At 60.1% G+C, this 13,499-nt stretch carries 16 protein-coding genes; 10 read left to right on the top strand and 6 right to left on the bottom strand.

Going from position 1 to position 13,499, the window contains the following annotated elements:
• Nucleotides 1–89: 89 nt before the first annotated feature.
• Nucleotides 90–1,121, bottom strand: coding sequence for a LacI family DNA-binding transcriptional regulator (locus tag HU765_RS26065; protein WP_186623923.1), 1,032 nt, complete (start codon nt 1,119–1,121; stop codon nt 90–92).
• Between the two features lie 216 nt (nt 1,122–1,337).
• Here HU765_RS26065 and HU765_RS26060 point away from each other — a divergent pair, with 216 nt between their 5' ends.
• Entirely contained in the window at nt 1,338–1,871 is a 534-nt protein-coding gene (locus tag HU765_RS26060; RefSeq protein ID WP_186623921.1) for a gluconokinase, read from the top strand.
• Nucleotides 1,872–1,953: 82 nt separating this feature from the next.
• Nucleotides 1,954–3,306, top strand: a complete 1,353-nt coding sequence (locus tag HU765_RS26055; protein WP_186550660.1) for a GntP family permease — start codon at nt 1,954–1,956, stop codon at nt 3,304–3,306.
• A gap of 177 nt (nt 3,307–3,483) precedes the next feature.
• Here HU765_RS26055 and alaC read toward each other — a convergent pair whose 3' ends face one another.
• The gene (gene alaC / locus HU765_RS26050; RefSeq protein ID WP_186550662.1) at nt 3,484–4,701 is read right to left on the bottom strand and encodes an alanine transaminase; all 1,218 of its coding nucleotides are present in this window, start codon (nt 4,699–4,701) and stop codon (nt 3,484–3,486) included.
• A 139-nt stretch (nt 4,702–4,840) separates the two neighbouring features.
• Between alaC and HU765_RS26045 the strand changes: the two genes are divergently transcribed.
• From HU765_RS26045 to HU765_RS26035, 3 genes are all read left to right on the top strand, one after another.
• Nucleotides 4,841–5,503 (top strand): LysE family translocator, encoded by a 663-nt coding sequence (locus HU765_RS26045; protein WP_186550664.1) that lies wholly within the window; start codon nt 4,841–4,843, stop codon nt 5,501–5,503.
• A 69-nt stretch (nt 5,504–5,572) separates the two neighbouring features.
• Complete coding sequence (locus HU765_RS26040; RefSeq protein WP_186623919.1) at nt 5,573–6,058, top strand: GyrI-like domain-containing protein; 486 nt, start codon at nt 5,573–5,575, stop codon at nt 6,056–6,058.
• Between the two features lie 88 nt (nt 6,059–6,146).
• A complete protein-coding gene (locus HU765_RS26035; RefSeq protein ID WP_186623917.1) occupies nt 6,147–6,635 on the top strand; it encodes a GNAT family N-acetyltransferase in 489 nt (162 codons plus the stop codon).
• A gap of 125 nt (nt 6,636–6,760) precedes the next feature.
• On the opposite strand, the gene HU765_RS26030 is transcribed toward HU765_RS26035, so the two are convergent.
• A complete protein-coding gene (locus tag HU765_RS26030) occupies nt 6,761–7,366 on the bottom strand; it encodes a pyridoxamine 5'-phosphate oxidase family protein (protein WP_186623915.1) in 606 nt (201 codons plus the stop codon).
• A gap of 18 nt (nt 7,367–7,384) precedes the next feature.
• Nucleotides 7,385–7,870, bottom strand: a complete 486-nt coding sequence (locus HU765_RS26025; protein WP_186623914.1) for a GNAT family N-acetyltransferase — start codon at nt 7,868–7,870, stop codon at nt 7,385–7,387.
• A 142-nt stretch (nt 7,871–8,012) separates the two neighbouring features.
• Here HU765_RS26025 and HU765_RS26020 point away from each other — a divergent pair, with 142 nt between their 5' ends.
• From HU765_RS26020 to HU765_RS26010, 3 genes are read left to right on the top strand one after another with little or no spacing between them, the layout of a single operon-like run.
• Entirely contained in the window at nt 8,013–8,438 is a 426-nt protein-coding gene (locus tag HU765_RS26020) for a nuclear transport factor 2 family protein (protein ID WP_186623913.1), read from the top strand.
• A gap of 40 nt (nt 8,439–8,478) precedes the next feature.
• A complete protein-coding gene (locus HU765_RS26015; RefSeq protein ID WP_095181502.1) occupies nt 8,479–8,823 on the top strand; it encodes a YciI family protein in 345 nt (114 codons plus the stop codon).
• A complete protein-coding gene (locus HU765_RS26010; RefSeq protein WP_186623912.1) occupies nt 8,816–10,045 on the top strand; it encodes an RNA polymerase sigma factor in 1,230 nt (409 codons plus the stop codon). The genes HU765_RS26015 and HU765_RS26010 overlap by 8 nt, the downstream gene beginning before the upstream one ends.
• An 85-nt stretch (nt 10,046–10,130) precedes the next feature.
• Here HU765_RS26010 and HU765_RS26005 read toward each other — a convergent pair whose 3' ends face one another.
• On the bottom strand, nt 10,131–10,985 hold the full coding sequence (locus HU765_RS26005) for a LysR family transcriptional regulator (protein ID WP_186623911.1): 855 nt from the start codon (nt 10,983–10,985) through the stop codon (nt 10,131–10,133).
• 89 nt (nt 10,986–11,074) lie between these two features.
• Here HU765_RS26005 and HU765_RS26000 point away from each other — a divergent pair, with 89 nt between their 5' ends.
• Nucleotides 11,075–11,512 (top strand): multidrug/biocide efflux PACE transporter, encoded by a 438-nt coding sequence (locus HU765_RS26000; protein WP_186623910.1) that lies wholly within the window; start codon nt 11,075–11,077, stop codon nt 11,510–11,512.
• A 123-nt stretch (nt 11,513–11,635) separates the two neighbouring features.
• Here the strand turns inward: HU765_RS26000 and HU765_RS25995 are convergent, their stop codons facing one another.
• Complete coding sequence (locus tag HU765_RS25995) at nt 11,636–12,394, bottom strand: SDR family oxidoreductase (RefSeq protein ID WP_186623904.1); 759 nt, start codon at nt 12,392–12,394, stop codon at nt 11,636–11,638.
• A 119-nt stretch (nt 12,395–12,513) separates the two neighbouring features.
• Here HU765_RS25995 and HU765_RS25990 point away from each other — a divergent pair, with 119 nt between their 5' ends.
• Complete coding sequence (locus HU765_RS25990) at nt 12,514–13,410, top strand: LysR family transcriptional regulator (protein ID WP_186623903.1); 897 nt, start codon at nt 12,514–12,516, stop codon at nt 13,408–13,410.
• Nucleotides 13,411–13,499 lie beyond the last annotated feature (89 nt).

The following is a 13,499-nucleotide window of genomic DNA, read 5'->3' as shown; positions in this document are numbered from 1 at the left end:
CGATAGCGTTGTGTCAGGTAATGAATGTGTTGAATAGCACTCCGCCATCGCGAGCAGGCTCACTCCTACAGGGAACGATCAGCGGAGAGTTAGGTACTCTCGCGAACCTTCAGCTCAAACCCCATGTCCTCAACCGGCCGCGCCACTTTGTTGCCGGCCATCAAGGTCAGCATCTGTTCCGCCGCCCGCCGGCCAATCGCTTCGCGTGGGGTGTTGATGCTGCTCAAACGCGGCACCATGTGTTCGGACATCGGCAAGTCATTGAAACCGAGAATCGCCACCTGCTCGGGAATCTTGATGCCATTGCGCAAGGCTTCCAGCAGCGCACCCTGGGCGAGGTCGTCGTTACCAAAGAAGATCGCGTCGACATCCGGATGTGCCGCGAGCAATTGCAGAAACAACTCACCTCCCAATCCCACAGATGAAGAACGCGGGGTCAGAATTTCCAGGTCCGGATCGTAGCGCCCGGCTTTCTGCAAGGCTTTGCGAAACCCCTCACCGCGCAGCAGGGTGCGCTGATCGAGCTGTGCGCCGATATAGGCCAGACGTTTGCGCCCACGGGAGAGCAAATGCTCGGCCGCCGTTTCCCCGGCGCTAAGCTGCGAGAAGCCCACGCAGTTCACCCCGGCAGCGCTGTCCAGCTCCATCATGTACACGCAGGGGATGTTGCTCGCCTCGATCATTCGCCGTGAACTTTCGGTGCGATCGAACCCGGTCAGCAGAAATCCGCGCGGGTGATAAGCCATGTAATTGCGCAGCAGGTTTTCTTCTTCATCGCGCGAATAGTGGAAGTTGCCGATCAGCACTTCGAAGCCCTTGGGCGTGAACACCCGATGAATGGCTTCCAGCGTGTCGATGAACAGCAGGTTGGACAGCGAGGGCACCAGCACGACCACCGAATGGCTCTGGGCCGAGGCCAGCGCGCGCGCGGCAGGGTTGACCACGTAGTTGAGTTCAAGCGCGGCTTTTTGCACTTTCTCCACCAGTTCGGTGGCCACGGTGCTGACGCCGCGCAAGGCGCGCGAGGCGGTAATCGGGCTGACACCGGCCAGGCGGGCGACTTCGTTGAGGGTGGGGCGGCCAGTGGTGCGGGTATTTTTATCGTTTTTAGGGGTGGTCATCGGGTGGCTTGCCAAACAAAAATCAAGGCACTAAGGTAGCGCTGTCCTGATGCAGCTGCAAATGCGTAAGCGAGGTCCTGCCTGATCTTCGCTTTTTGGCATCGGGAACAAACCTGCTGCAACCCAAAAAAACGACAAGAAGGCGTCGGCAACTTCTGCCTGTGCACTAGAGTCATAGCTAGCAAAGGTAGCGCTGTCTGCGCGCTGAGGTGTTATATGAGTCATCCCATCACCGCCCTGGTCATCATGGGCGTTGCCGGTTGCGGCAAGACGTGCGTCAGCCAGGCCCTGTGCCATTTGAGCGGCGCCACTGCCATTGAAGGCGATACTTTTCATCCGGCCGCGAACATCGAAAAGATGAGCGCGGGGATCCCCCTGAACGACGACGACCGTGCCGGCTGGCTCGACAGCCTGTGCGATGAACTGCGTCGTGTCGATGCCGACGGTCAACGCCCTGTGCTGACCTGCTCGGCGCTTAAACACAGTTATCGCGAACGGCTGCGCAGTGCCTTGCCGGGCCTGGGCTTCGTGTTTCTTGAATTGACCCCGGAAGTTGCCGCCGAGCGTGTGTCCCACCGCCCGGGCCACTTCATGCCGGCGACGTTGATCGAAAGCCAGTTCGCCACCCTCGAATCGCCCAAGGGCGAGCCGCTGACCCTGGCGCTCAACGCCTCGGTACACAGCGTTGAGGAATTGGCCTTGCAGGCTCACGTCTGGTGGCAGGCCCACGGCCTGAAACAGGCGGTATGAGTATGTTGAAAAAGACAGCGCTGTCCTCCCGACTTCTGTTCAACCCGCTTTAATAACAACAACAATCCAGGAGACACCCCCCATGTTTGGCATGTCCCACGAGACGTTCCTGCTGCTCGATGCAGTGGTCACGGTAATCGGCCTGATTATCCTGATCACCAAATTCAAGATTCACCCTTTCATCGCCCTGACCATCGCCGCCGCGTTCCTCGGCCTGACCTCGGGCATGCCGATCAACACCATCATCAAGGCGTTCCAGGACGGCTTCGGTGGCGTGCTCGGTTTCGTCGGCATCATCCTCGCCCTGGGCACCATGCTCGGCAAAATGATGGCCGAATCCGGCGGGGCCGATCAGATCGCCCAGACCCTGATCCGTGCGTTCGGTAAAGACAAAGTCCAGTGGGCGATGATGTTCGCCGCGTTCCTGGTGGGCATTCCGCTGTTCTTCGAAATCGGTTTCGTGTTGCTGATTCCGCTGGTGTTCATCGTTGCGCGCCGCACCGGTGTGTCGATCATCAAGATCGGTATCCCGCTGCTCGCCGGCCTGTCTGCCGTGCACGGGCTGGTACCGCCGCACCCAGGTCCGCTGCTGGCCATCGGCGTGTTCGGCGCTGACATCGGCAAGACCATTCTCTATGGTCTGATCGTCGCGTTGCCGACTGCCATCATCGCTGGTCCGATCTTCGGTACCTTCATTGCCAAGCACATTCCCGGTCACCCGAATCAGGAACTGGTCGATCAACTGGCCCGCGAAAACGATTCGGCCATCCTGCCGAGCTTCAGCATTACGCTGGTGACCGTGCTGCTGCCGGTGTTCCTGATGCTGCTGAAAACCTTCGCTGACGTGGCGCTGCCGGACGGCAATTTCTTCCGCCTGTGGATGGACATGATCGGTCACCCGATCTCCGCACTGCTGCTGGCGTTGCTGCTGTCGCTGTACACCTTTGGCTACAAGCAGGGCATCGGCTCCAACCAGATGCTCAAATGGCTGGACGCAAGCCTGGCGCCAACCGCAGCGATCATTCTGATCATCGGTGCCGGCGGTGGCTTCAAGCAGATGCTGGTGACCAGCGGCGTGGGCGACGTGATCGGCCACATGGCGGTCAGCGCGCAGATCTCGCCGATCCTCCTGGCGTGGCTGGTGGCGGCGGTGATCCGTATCGCGACCGGTTCTGCCACCGTGGCGACCATCACTGGCGCCGGTATTGTGGTGCCGGTCGTTGGCATGATTCCGGGCGTCAACCGTGAACTGCTGGTGCTCGCCACCGGTGCCGGTTCGCTGATCCTGTCCCACGTCAACGACGCCGGTTTCTGGCTGGTCAAGCAGTACTTCAACATGACCGTGGCCGAGACGTTCAAGACCTGGACCGCGATGGAAACCATCCTGTCCATCGTCGCGTTGGGCTTTATCTTGCTGCTGTCGCTGTTCGTTTAAGCGGCACGTTGCAGGCACAAAAAAACCGCAGCGATGCGGTTTTTTTGTGGGTGAAATTTTGAGGCTGGGCACATTCTCTTGTAGGAGTGAGCCTGCTCGCGATAGCGGTGTGTCAATGCCATTTACGGTGACTGACACACTGCTATCGCGAGCAGGCTCACTCCTACAGGTTTTGCGTTAGCCGCCAGATTTTGCCACTAAGCCATCCGCCCTGAACATCCCGCGAATCCCGCGCACGGCCTGGCGAATCCGGTCCTGGTTTTCGATCAGCGCAAAGCGCACGTGATCGTCGCCATACTCGCCGAAGCCCACACCCGGCGAGACGCAGACCTTGGCTTCGGCCAGCAGTTTCTTGGCAAATTCCAGCGAACCCAAGTGAGCATAAGCCTCGGGAATTTTTGCCCAGACATACATCGACGCCTTCGGGTTTTCGACCATCCAGCCCAGTTCATGCAGGCCTTTGACCAGCACATTGCGGCGCTGACGATACTGCTCGGCGATGTCGCGCACGCACTGCTGATCGCCTTCCAGTGCGGCAATCGCCGCCACTTGCAGCGGGGTGAAGGTGCCGTAGTCGTGGTAGCTCTTGATCCGCGCCAGGGCGCTGACCAGCTCCGGATTACCGACCATGAAACCGATGCGCCAGCCGGCCATGTTGTAGCTCTTGGACAGGGTGAAAAACTCCACCGCAATGTCCTTGGCCCCGGGCACCTGCATGATCGACGGGGCTTTCCAGCCGTCGTAGACGATGTCGGCGTAAGCCAGGTCGTGAATGACCAGCACGTCGTATTGCTTGGCGAGGGCGATCACCCGTTCGAAGAAATCCAGCTCGACGCACTGCGCGGTGGGATTCGACGGGAAACCGAGAATCATCATTTTCGGCTTGGGGATCGAGCCGCGAATGGCGCGTTCCAGTTCGTCAAAGAAATCCACGCCAGGCACCAGCGGCACTGAACGCACCTGGGCGCCGGCGATCACTGCGCCGTAGATATGAATCGGATAGCTCGGATTTGGCACCAGCACTGTGTCGCCCTGATCCAGGGTCGCCAGCATCAAGTGCGCCAGGCCTTCCTTGGAACCGATGGTGACAATGGCTTCGCTTTCCGGGTCGATGTCGACCTCGTAGCGCTGCTTGTACCAGTTGGAAATCGCCCGGCGCAGGCGCGGAATGCCCTTGGACGTCGAGTAACCGTGGGTGTCTTCGCGCTGAGCAACTTGTACGAGTTTTTCGACAATGTGCGGCGGCGTGGCGCCGTCGGGGTTGCCCATGCTCAGGTCGATGATGTCTTCACCACGACGTCGCGCGGCCATCTTCAGCTCGGCGGTGATGTTGAAAACGTAAGGGGGGAGTCGATCTATGCGCGCAAAGCGGCGCGGCGAACCTTGTTCGGCCATTGTTGCCTCGGATAACGTAAGCGCCCGGAACCGTCCGAGCGACGCTGGTCACTGCGGTGACCTGTGGCGGAAGATAGCGGTGGTGATGGCATACTGTCCAGCGCGCTTTTAAACATTTTTCTCCGAAGGAAATCGGTCAATGGAATTCACCAGCGGCTTTCTGCTGAGCCTTTCGCTGTGCCTGGACATCGGCGTGGCCAACATCGCCATGATCACGTTGGCGATGCAACGCGGTTACTTTCAGGGCTTCGCACTGGGCCTCGGCACTTGCGTCGGGGACCTGATCTACGCGGTGCTGGCGCTGGCCGGCATGACCGTCCTCCTGCAATACGAAAGCGTACGCTGGGTGCTGTGGATCGGTGGTTCGGCGCTGCTGATCTACTTTGCAGCGAAGATGATCTATTCGGCGATTCACCATGAAGCGCTGCTGGCGGAAACGGCGGAAGTGGGGCAGAACTCCCATCGCAAGGAGTTCTTTCGCGGCATTTTTCTCGCCATGTCGTCGCCGAGCGCGATCCTCTGGTTTGCCGCTGTCGGCGGTACGTTGATTGCGCGTTCCGGTGGCGGTGGCCCGTTGAGTTCGGCGCTGTTTCTCGGTGGTTTTCTCTGCGCGGGTCTGCTGTGGTCGGCCGGTTTGTGCTTTGCCGCGAGCCACGGCGGCAAGTTGCTGGGCGATAAGCTGTTGCGCTATTCCTATCTGGCATCAGCGGCGATCTTCTGCTATTTCGCGGTGTACGTGATCGTATCGGGCTATAACGAGTTTGTCGGCTCAGGCGCCGTCGAGCAGTTGCATTCGCTGTAACCGTGCGAAACGGCTTCGGCTTTCTATACTCCCAGCCGAACCCACTTTTCTGAACAAAGGAGTCGCGTCATGGATGAGCAAACACGCGTCGAAGTGGCCGAACCTCGTTTCGAACATGGTCAGTTTCTGCTGATCGCCGGGTTCGGTGGACGATTTACCCAAGACACCACCGAAGACATCCCGGCGTTGTGGGAAAAGCTGATTCCGCATTTGGGGAGAATCCCCGCCCAGGTCGGTGAAGTGACCTACGGGGTGTGTTGCAACGCGGACGGCGAGGGCGGATTCGAATACATCGCCGGTGTGCAAATCGACAAGCTCGACGAACTGCCCGAGAAATACCGTTGGGTTGAAATTCAGCCGCAAAAATATGCGGTGTTCGAGCATAAGGGGCCACTGACGCAACTCCCCGACACCTTCCAGTACATCTGGAATACCTGGCTGCCGCAGTCGGGGCAGGAAGCGGCAGACGCGCCGGAGTTCGAGCGTTACAGCGAAGACTTCAACCCGAAACTCAACACCGGCAGCCTGGAAATCTGGTTGCCGATCAAGGCCTGATGGAAGCGCGAATCGAGGCGGATCATGTCCGCCCCGGTTATTCTGCTTTATGCTTGGCAGCCTTAACTTCGCCGATTTTCGAGTTGCCATGAACACCGTTATCCGCAACGTCAGCGCTGCCGACCTGGACCGCTGCTACGCCATCGAAACCGTCGCCTACGAAGGCGACGAAGCCGCCACCCGCGAAAAGATCGCCACACGCATTGCCACTTGGCCGGACGGTTTTATCGTCGCCGAAGTGGACGGCGTGGTGGCTGGTTTTATCAATTCAGGCGCGGCGTTTGATGTGCAGATGTCCGACGAGGCGTTCAAGGAACTGATCGGCCACGACCCGAAAGGCCCGAACGTGGTGATCATGTCCGTCGTGGTGCACCCGGATTATCAAGGGCAAGGTCTGGCCAAGCGTTTGCTCGCCGAGTTCGTCGAGCGCATGCGTGGGATGGATAAAGCGACGATTCATTTGATGTGCAAGGAACAGCATATTCCGTTGTATGCCGGGTTCGGCTTTGCCTACATCAAACCCTCCGAGTCCGACCATGGCGGGATGGCGTGGCATGAGATGATTCTGACCCTCTGAACCACAGCGCCGCTCCAAAACTGTAGGAGTGAGCCTGCTCGCGATAGCGGGGTGTCAGTCAACATTGATTTGTCTGACACGCCGCTATCGCGAGCAGGCTCACTTCTACAAGGGATTGTGGTGGGTCAGTAAAGGGAGTCAATAACCCGTTTCGGCGCTTCCCGGTCGTAGCTTTCGGCGTCGAACTCGCCGTCATTAAGGCGCTTGTGAAACGCGCCGGCAGAGGGCAGGGCGGAGCGCGGTACGTGCGTCTCGGGATTCCACGCATCCGAGCGCACAAACGCTTTCGAGCAATGAAAGAACGCCGCTTCCACCGTCACCAGCAACACGGTTTTCGCCGGTTTGCCATTCACTGCAAAGCTCTCAAGCAATGCCGGATCATCGCTGATCACGGCCGTGCCATTGACCCGCAACGTTTCGCCGATTCCCGGAATGATGAACAGCAACGACACGCGCGGATCGTGCAGCACGTTGCGCAGGGTATCGATGCGGTTGTTGCCCGGGCGGTCCGGCAGGGCCAGCGTGCGCTCGTCAAGGATCCGGACAAACCCGGGCTTGTCGCCGCGTGGCGAATTATCCAGGCCGTCGGCCCCCACCGAACTGACGATCACCAGCGGCGACAGGCGTACCATCGCCTGATAGTCATCGTTGAGAAAGCTGATCTGCTTGCGTACGGCGCGCTCGTGGGGCAAGCCGTAAATGGCTTCCAGCGCTTGGATCGAATCAATCATCGTGCATCCCTCAACGAGTCAGAAAAACAGGCCCATGCGTCGCTCGTAGCCGATTCGGCCCTTGTACGCTTCGCCGCTGTCGACGTAGCCGTGCTTGGCGTACAGCGCAATCGCCGCTTCATTGTCGGCATCCACCGACAATTCCAGACCCTTGATTTCTGGCCACGCTTGTCGCGCAACCTCGGGCAGCGCTTGCAGGCAGGCCTTGCCATAGCCCTTGCCCTGCGCCCGGCGGTCGACCTGCAACGCATGCAATGTGGCGCTGTGCTCGTTGGCCCACTCCGGTAACACCGGCGGGCGCTTGAGCAGCAGGAAGGCCACCGGCGCGTCTTCTGCCAACAAGGCGAAACCCTTCACGCCGGGGCCGGGTTTCGACAGCAGCGTGTGCAAGGCGCCGTGGATATCGCCGGAAAACTTGATCTGCTCGGCGTGGATTTCAATCGCCTCGACTTGCTGACGCTGTAACGGGCTAAGGCTGTCGTAGGGCACGAGTTGGGCTGACACGGGAATTTCCTTTTTCCTACAAAGAGTGAGCCTCCGATTCTAGCGATTTTGTCCCGCGCGAATTTATTTTGTTTGGCCTGTCGATCCGCGAGAAGGGCAAACGACTAAGGGTGTCTTCCCAACAAAAACCACGGAGAACACCATGAGCGCACACACCGAAATCCAGACCCTGATCGATACGTACCGCGAAGCGGTGATGGCCAAGGACGTCGAGAAAGTCATGGCGTTGTACGCCGACGACATCGTTTCGTTCGACGCGATCAAGGCCCTGCAATTCAAGGGCAAGGCGGCCTATCGCGCGCACTGGGTCGATTGCATGGAAATGTGCCCCGGCCCGCACGTTTTCGAGTTCCACGAAATAGCGATCGAGAGCGCCGATAACATCGCCTTCGCCCATTGGGTCGCCAATTGCGGCGGCACCAACGACAAGGGCGAAACCCAGAGCTGCTGGATGCGCGTCACCGCCTGTTATCGGCAGGTTGCCGGAGCGTGGAAAATTGTCCATGAACACTGGTCGGCACCGTTCGATCCGATGAGCGGCGCGACGCTGTTCGATGTGCAACCCTGATCTTCAGCCATAGTTGATCCGTTCGAATCAGGAGAACGCCATGAAATATCTATGCCTGGTCTACAGCGACGAGCGCCTGCTGCACACCTCGCCCGACAGCCCGGAAGACGCCGAGTGCTGGGCCTATGCCGAGTCGATCCAGGGCAGCGGGCGGATGATCGCCGCCGAAGCGCTGGAGTCGGTGCAGACCGCGACCACGGTACGGATGCGCAACGGCAAACTGTCGATCACCGACGGCCCGTTCGCCGAAACCAAGGAGCAATTGGCCGGTTTCTACCTGATCGACGCCAAGGACCTCAACGAAGCCATCCAGGTCGCCGGCAACATTCCGGCGGCCCGGGTCGGCAGCGTTGAAGTACGCCCGGTGCGGCAGTTGAATGTCTGAGGTCCGGGCGCGAGTCGAGCAGGTCTATCGCCAAGACTCGCGGCGGATTCTGGCGACACTGATTCGCCTGCTCGGTGATTTCGACCTTGCTGAAGAGGCCTTGCACGAGGCGTTCTTCGTCGCGGTCGAACGCTGGCAGCGCGACGGCGTGCCGGATAATCCGCGTACCTGGCTGGTCTCCACCGGACGGTTCAAGGCCATTGATGTGTTGCGCCGGCGTGCGCGGTTCAAGGCTTCGCAGCCGTTGTTGCTGGCGCAACTCGATGAACTCGAACAGGCCGACTGGAGTGATGAGGATGTGGAAGACGATCGCTTGCGGCTGATCTTCACCTGCTGCCACCCGGCGCTGGCGGCGGATGCGCAGGTGCCGCTGACCTTGCGCGAAGTCTGCGACCTGACCACCGAAGAAATTGCCCGGGCTTTCCTCTCGGCACCGGCGGCGATTGCCCAGCGCATTGTCCGTGCGAAAGCCAAGATTCGCGACGCGAAAATCCCTTATCAAGTCCCCGGCCTGAGCGAACTGCCCGAGCGCCTCGACAGTGTGTTGCGGGTGATTTATCTGGTGTTCAACGAAGGCTATTCGGCGTCGGTCGGCGCCGAACTGACCCGCGATGAGCTGACTCGCGAAGCCATTCGACTGGGGCGCTTGCTCATGGAGCTGCTGCCAGAACCGGAAGTGATGGGGCTGCTGGCGTTGATGCTGTTGCACGAATCGCGTCGCCCGGCGCGCACTTCCCCCGATGGCGAGCTGGTGCTGCTGGATGATCAGGACAGGTCGCGCTGGGATGCCGGGTTGATCGCTGAAGGTTGTGCACTGGTCGAGCGCGCGCTGACGACGCGACGTTTTGGTCCGTATTGCCTGCAAGCGGCGATTGCGGCGGTGCATGCCGAAGCGTCTTCGGCGGCGCAAACCGACTGGCAGCAGATCGTCGGGCTGTATGACGTGTTGCTGCGCGCGCTGCCGTCGCCAGTTATCGAATTGAACCGGGCGGTGGCGGTGGCCAAGCGTGATGGGGCGTTGGCCGGGTTGTTGTTGATTGAAGGGATTCTGGGACGCGGAGAATTGCAGGATTATCACCTGGCGCATTCGGCGCGGGCGGAGTTTTGTCGGCAGTTGGGGCGGGTGGAAGAGGCGCGGGCGGCGTATCAGCGGGCGTTGCAACTGACGCGGCTGGAGCCGGAGCGGCGGTTTATCGAGGGGCGACTGAGGGAACTGGATTGATCTGAATTCTTTAACTGCAGGGCCGGCCTCTTCGCGAGCAAGCCCGCTCCCACAGTTGATCGCATTTCAATTTTGGCTGCACTGCTCATTCAAGCATCTTGCTGAGCAACCAGCTCCCCGCCGGCCCCGGCGGATACAGCCGTGACCACAAGGCATCGACAAACACCGGTTTCGGCCAGCCGCGGACATCGAGCTCTATCAGCAAATCGTTGGCATAACGCTGCACCAGCCACCTCGGCAACGGCGCCCAGCCAAAGCCTTTTTCCGCCATCTCCAGCAACATCAGATAGCTCGGCGTCGACCACACACGGCCTTTGCCGCGACTGTCGTAGGGGTTGACGATGGTCGCCAGACGCAGCTCACGATGTTGCTCAAGGATCTGTTGATCGACCTGCTCAAGCCGCGCCAACGGATGCTCGCGATTGACGAACAAGGCGATCTCCGTGCGCTCGGCCACCGTCGAGGTCACCAGATCGGGCGGGTAGTTGTCCTGCATCTCGGCAAAGGCCAGATGCGCGCGGCCGCGCTGGACCAGTTCGATCAAGTCATCGCATTCGGCAATCAGACATTCCAGTTCAAGCTCCGGATAACGCTGCTCGAAACCCACCAGTGCCGCCTCAAAGCGGTACGACTGATAGGTGTCGGAAATCGCCACGGTGAGTTTTGGCTCTACGCCTTGGGACAGCTGCCGTGCGCTCATCTCCAGGCGATTGGTGGCGTCCAGAATCGCCTCGGCTTTTTGCAGCATCACATGGCCGGCCGGCGTCAGGGTCGGCTTGCGGCTGCTGCGATCGAACAGTTGCAAATCCAGATCGATCTCAAGGCTCGCGACCGCCGCGCTGATGGTCGACTGGCTGCGCCCCAATTTACGCGCCGCTGCGGAGAACGAGCCTTGCGTCGCCGCTTGCACAAACGCCAACAGCACTTCTTGCGAAGCCATGAACTATCGCCTTGATCGATGGTTATTGGTTATGAAGTATCGGGGGGTGGATGGATCATGGCAACCATCTTCCAGCAAGGAGTCAGGCCATGACTGCCCCAAAGTCCCTCACTGAACGCGTTTTCCAGGCGGTTGGTTTCGAGTTTCTCGCGATCCTCATCTGTACCCCGTTGCTGGCGTGGATCATGCAAAAACCGCTGCTCGACATGGGCGCGGTGACCGTGTTGATCGCCCTGCTGGCGCTGGCCTGGAACGTGGTGTTCAACCGCTTTTTCGACCGTGCGCTGGCGCGTATGAACGTGGCGCATAACGCCTGGGTCCGCGTGGTCCACGCGTTGCTGTTTGAAGGCGGGTTGATCGTGATGGGCGTGCCGCTGATTGCCGGATGGCTGTCGGTCAGCCTGTGGCAGGCGTTTTTGCTCGACATCGGCGTGCTGCTGTTTTTCCTGCCGTACACCTATGTCTATCACTGGGGCTATGACGTGCTGCGTGAGCGCTTCATGGCACGCCGCGCTTGTGAAAGCTGAGGTAAACCTGTGGCGAGGGGATTTATCCCCGTTGGGCTGCGGAGCGGCCCCAAATTCGGGTCTGCTACGCAGCCCAGCAGGGATAAATCCCCTCGCCACAAAGGTTAGTCATCGTGCATAAAGTCAGAGAAACATGCCGCCGGACGCTTCGACCCGCTGGCCATTGATCCACTGTCCGCCCGGCGTCAGCAACAACGCCAGTGCGCCGCCAATATCATCCGGCTGCCCCACGCGACCCAGCGCGGTATTGCTGGCGACCATCGCGTTCACCGCGCTGTTATCGCGCACTGTACCGCCGCCAAAGTCGGTCTCAATCGCGCCCGGCGCAAGGATATTCACGCCAATCTGCCGCGCGCCCAATTCCTTGGCCTGATACCGGGTCAGAACTTCCATCGCCCCCTTCATCGCCGCGTAGGCGCCGTAACCGGGCAGGCTGAAGCGGGTCAGGCCGCTGGAAATATTGATAATCCGGCCGCCATCATTGATCAGCGGCAGCAGTTGCTGGGTCAGGAAGAACGGCCCTTTCAACTGAACGTTCATCAGCAAGTCGAACTGCTCCGGGGTGGTTTCGCTGAACAACGCGTGCACGCCGATGCCGGCATTGTTGATCAGGAAATCGAAGCGCTGACGCTGGAAAGTTTGCTCCAGTGTCTTTTCAACCTGTGCGGCAAACGCGGCGAAGTGTTCGCTGTGGCCGACGTCCAGTTGCAGCATCGCCGCGCTGGCGCCGAGTGCCTGCAATTCAACAACCAGCGCCTGGGCCTCGTCGGCGCGGCTGTGGTAAGTGCCGATGATGTCGATGCCTTGGGCGGCGAGGTGCAGGGCAGCGCTTCGGCCCAAGCCACGACTGGCGCCGGTGATCAATGCAATTTTGCGATTCATGCTGACTTCCTCGAGTATTGAGTGGCGATGGGAAGAAGTTTATTTATCCGCCCTGAGGTGATAAACACAGCGAAAACGGAATCACTGATCGGCACAGCCGAACAATCACCGAGGCCCACATGAACAAACTGGACCTGCTGCGCACCTTCGTGCGGGTCAGCGAACTGTCGAGTTTTACCCTGGCCGGCGAAAGCCTCGGCCTGCCGCGCTCCACGGTGTCCGAGCAGGTGCAGGCACTCGAAACCTTGCTCGGCACGCGTCTGCTGCAACGCACCACGCGCAAGGTGCAGGCGACTCAGGATGGTCTGGTGCTGTATGAGCGCAGCAAGGATTTGCTCTCGCACATGGACGAAATCGAAGGGCTGTTCCGTCAGGACGAAGCTTCATTGACCGGACGCATTCGCGTCGACATGCCGAACATTCTCGCGCGTCGGTTGATCATGCCGCGCCTGCCGCAGTTCATGGACCGTCACCCGAACCTGCAACTGGAAATCAGCAGCACTGATCGCCGCGTGGATCTGCTCGCTGAGGGGTTCGATTGCGTGTTACGCATCGGTGCGCAGCCTGACCAATCCGTCGTCGCCCGGCATCTTGGCGATTTCCCGATGGTCAACTGCGCCAGCGCCGGGTATCTGGAGCGTTACGGCGTGCCGCAGACCCTGGAAGATCTGGCGCAGCATCGGCTGGTGCATTACGTCGGCGTGCTGGGTTCACGTTCTGAAGGCTTCGTCTACGAGGCGGGCGGCGAGGTGCGGCGGGTGGCAATGGCCGGCAGCATCACGGTCAACAGCACCGACGCCTACGAAGCGGCCTGCCTGGGCGGTTTCGGCCTGACCCAAGTGCCGCGCACCGGCATGCAGCCGCATCTGGAGAACGGCGAATTGCTGAGCGTGCTGCCGCAATATACCGCGCCGCCGATGGCGATCTCGCTGCTGTATGCGCGGCAACGGCATTTGCCGTTGCGGGTGCGGGTGTTTATGGATTGGCTGAGCGATGTCGTTCGTTCGACGCTCTAATCAACAACGTGAATCCATTGTAGGAGTGAGCCTGCTCGCGATAGCGGTGTGTCAGTCAACATTGATTCGTCTGACACACCGCGTTCGCG

The organism is Pseudomonas sp. SWRI81 (assembly GCF_014268545.1).
Lineage (GTDB): Bacteria > Pseudomonadota > Gammaproteobacteria > Pseudomonadales > Pseudomonadaceae > Aquipseudomonas > Aquipseudomonas hamedanensis.
Note: the sequence above shows the minus strand (reverse complement) of the source record. Positions and strands in the feature narration are given on the sequence as shown.

Coding starts and splice junctions, on each gene's coding strand:
- HU765_RS26065 (WP_186623923.1), bottom strand. CDS start 1,121: ATGACCACCCCTAAAAACGATAAAAATACCCGCACCACTGGCCGCCCC.
- HU765_RS26060 (WP_186623921.1), top strand. CDS start 1,338: ATGAGTCATCCCATCACCGCCCTGGTCATCATGGGCGTTGCCGGTTGC.
- HU765_RS26055 (WP_186550660.1), top strand. CDS start 1,954: ATGTTTGGCATGTCCCACGAGACGTTCCTGCTGCTCGATGCAGTGGTC.
- alaC (WP_186550662.1), bottom strand. CDS start 4,701: ATGGCCGAACAAGGTTCGCCGCGCCGCTTTGCGCGCATAGATCGACTC.
- HU765_RS26045 (WP_186550664.1), top strand. CDS start 4,841: ATGGAATTCACCAGCGGCTTTCTGCTGAGCCTTTCGCTGTGCCTGGAC.
- HU765_RS26040 (WP_186623919.1), top strand. CDS start 5,573: ATGGATGAGCAAACACGCGTCGAAGTGGCCGAACCTCGTTTCGAACAT.
- HU765_RS26035 (WP_186623917.1), top strand. CDS start 6,147: ATGAACACCGTTATCCGCAACGTCAGCGCTGCCGACCTGGACCGCTGC.
- HU765_RS26030 (WP_186623915.1), bottom strand. CDS start 7,366: ATGATTGATTCGATCCAAGCGCTGGAAGCCATTTACGGCTTGCCCCAC.
- HU765_RS26020 (WP_186623913.1), top strand. CDS start 8,013: ATGAGCGCACACACCGAAATCCAGACCCTGATCGATACGTACCGCGAA.
- HU765_RS26015 (WP_095181502.1), top strand. CDS start 8,479: ATGAAATATCTATGCCTGGTCTACAGCGACGAGCGCCTGCTGCACACC.
- HU765_RS26010 (WP_186623912.1), top strand. CDS start 8,816: ATGTCTGAGGTCCGGGCGCGAGTCGAGCAGGTCTATCGCCAAGACTCG.
- HU765_RS26005 (WP_186623911.1), bottom strand. CDS start 10,985: ATGGCTTCGCAAGAAGTGCTGTTGGCGTTTGTGCAAGCGGCGACGCAA.
- HU765_RS26000 (WP_186623910.1), top strand. CDS start 11,075: ATGACTGCCCCAAAGTCCCTCACTGAACGCGTTTTCCAGGCGGTTGGT.
- HU765_RS25995 (WP_186623904.1), bottom strand. CDS start 12,394: ATGAATCGCAAAATTGCATTGATCACCGGCGCCAGTCGTGGCTTGGGC.
- HU765_RS25990 (WP_186623903.1), top strand. CDS start 12,514: ATGAACAAACTGGACCTGCTGCGCACCTTCGTGCGGGTCAGCGAACTG.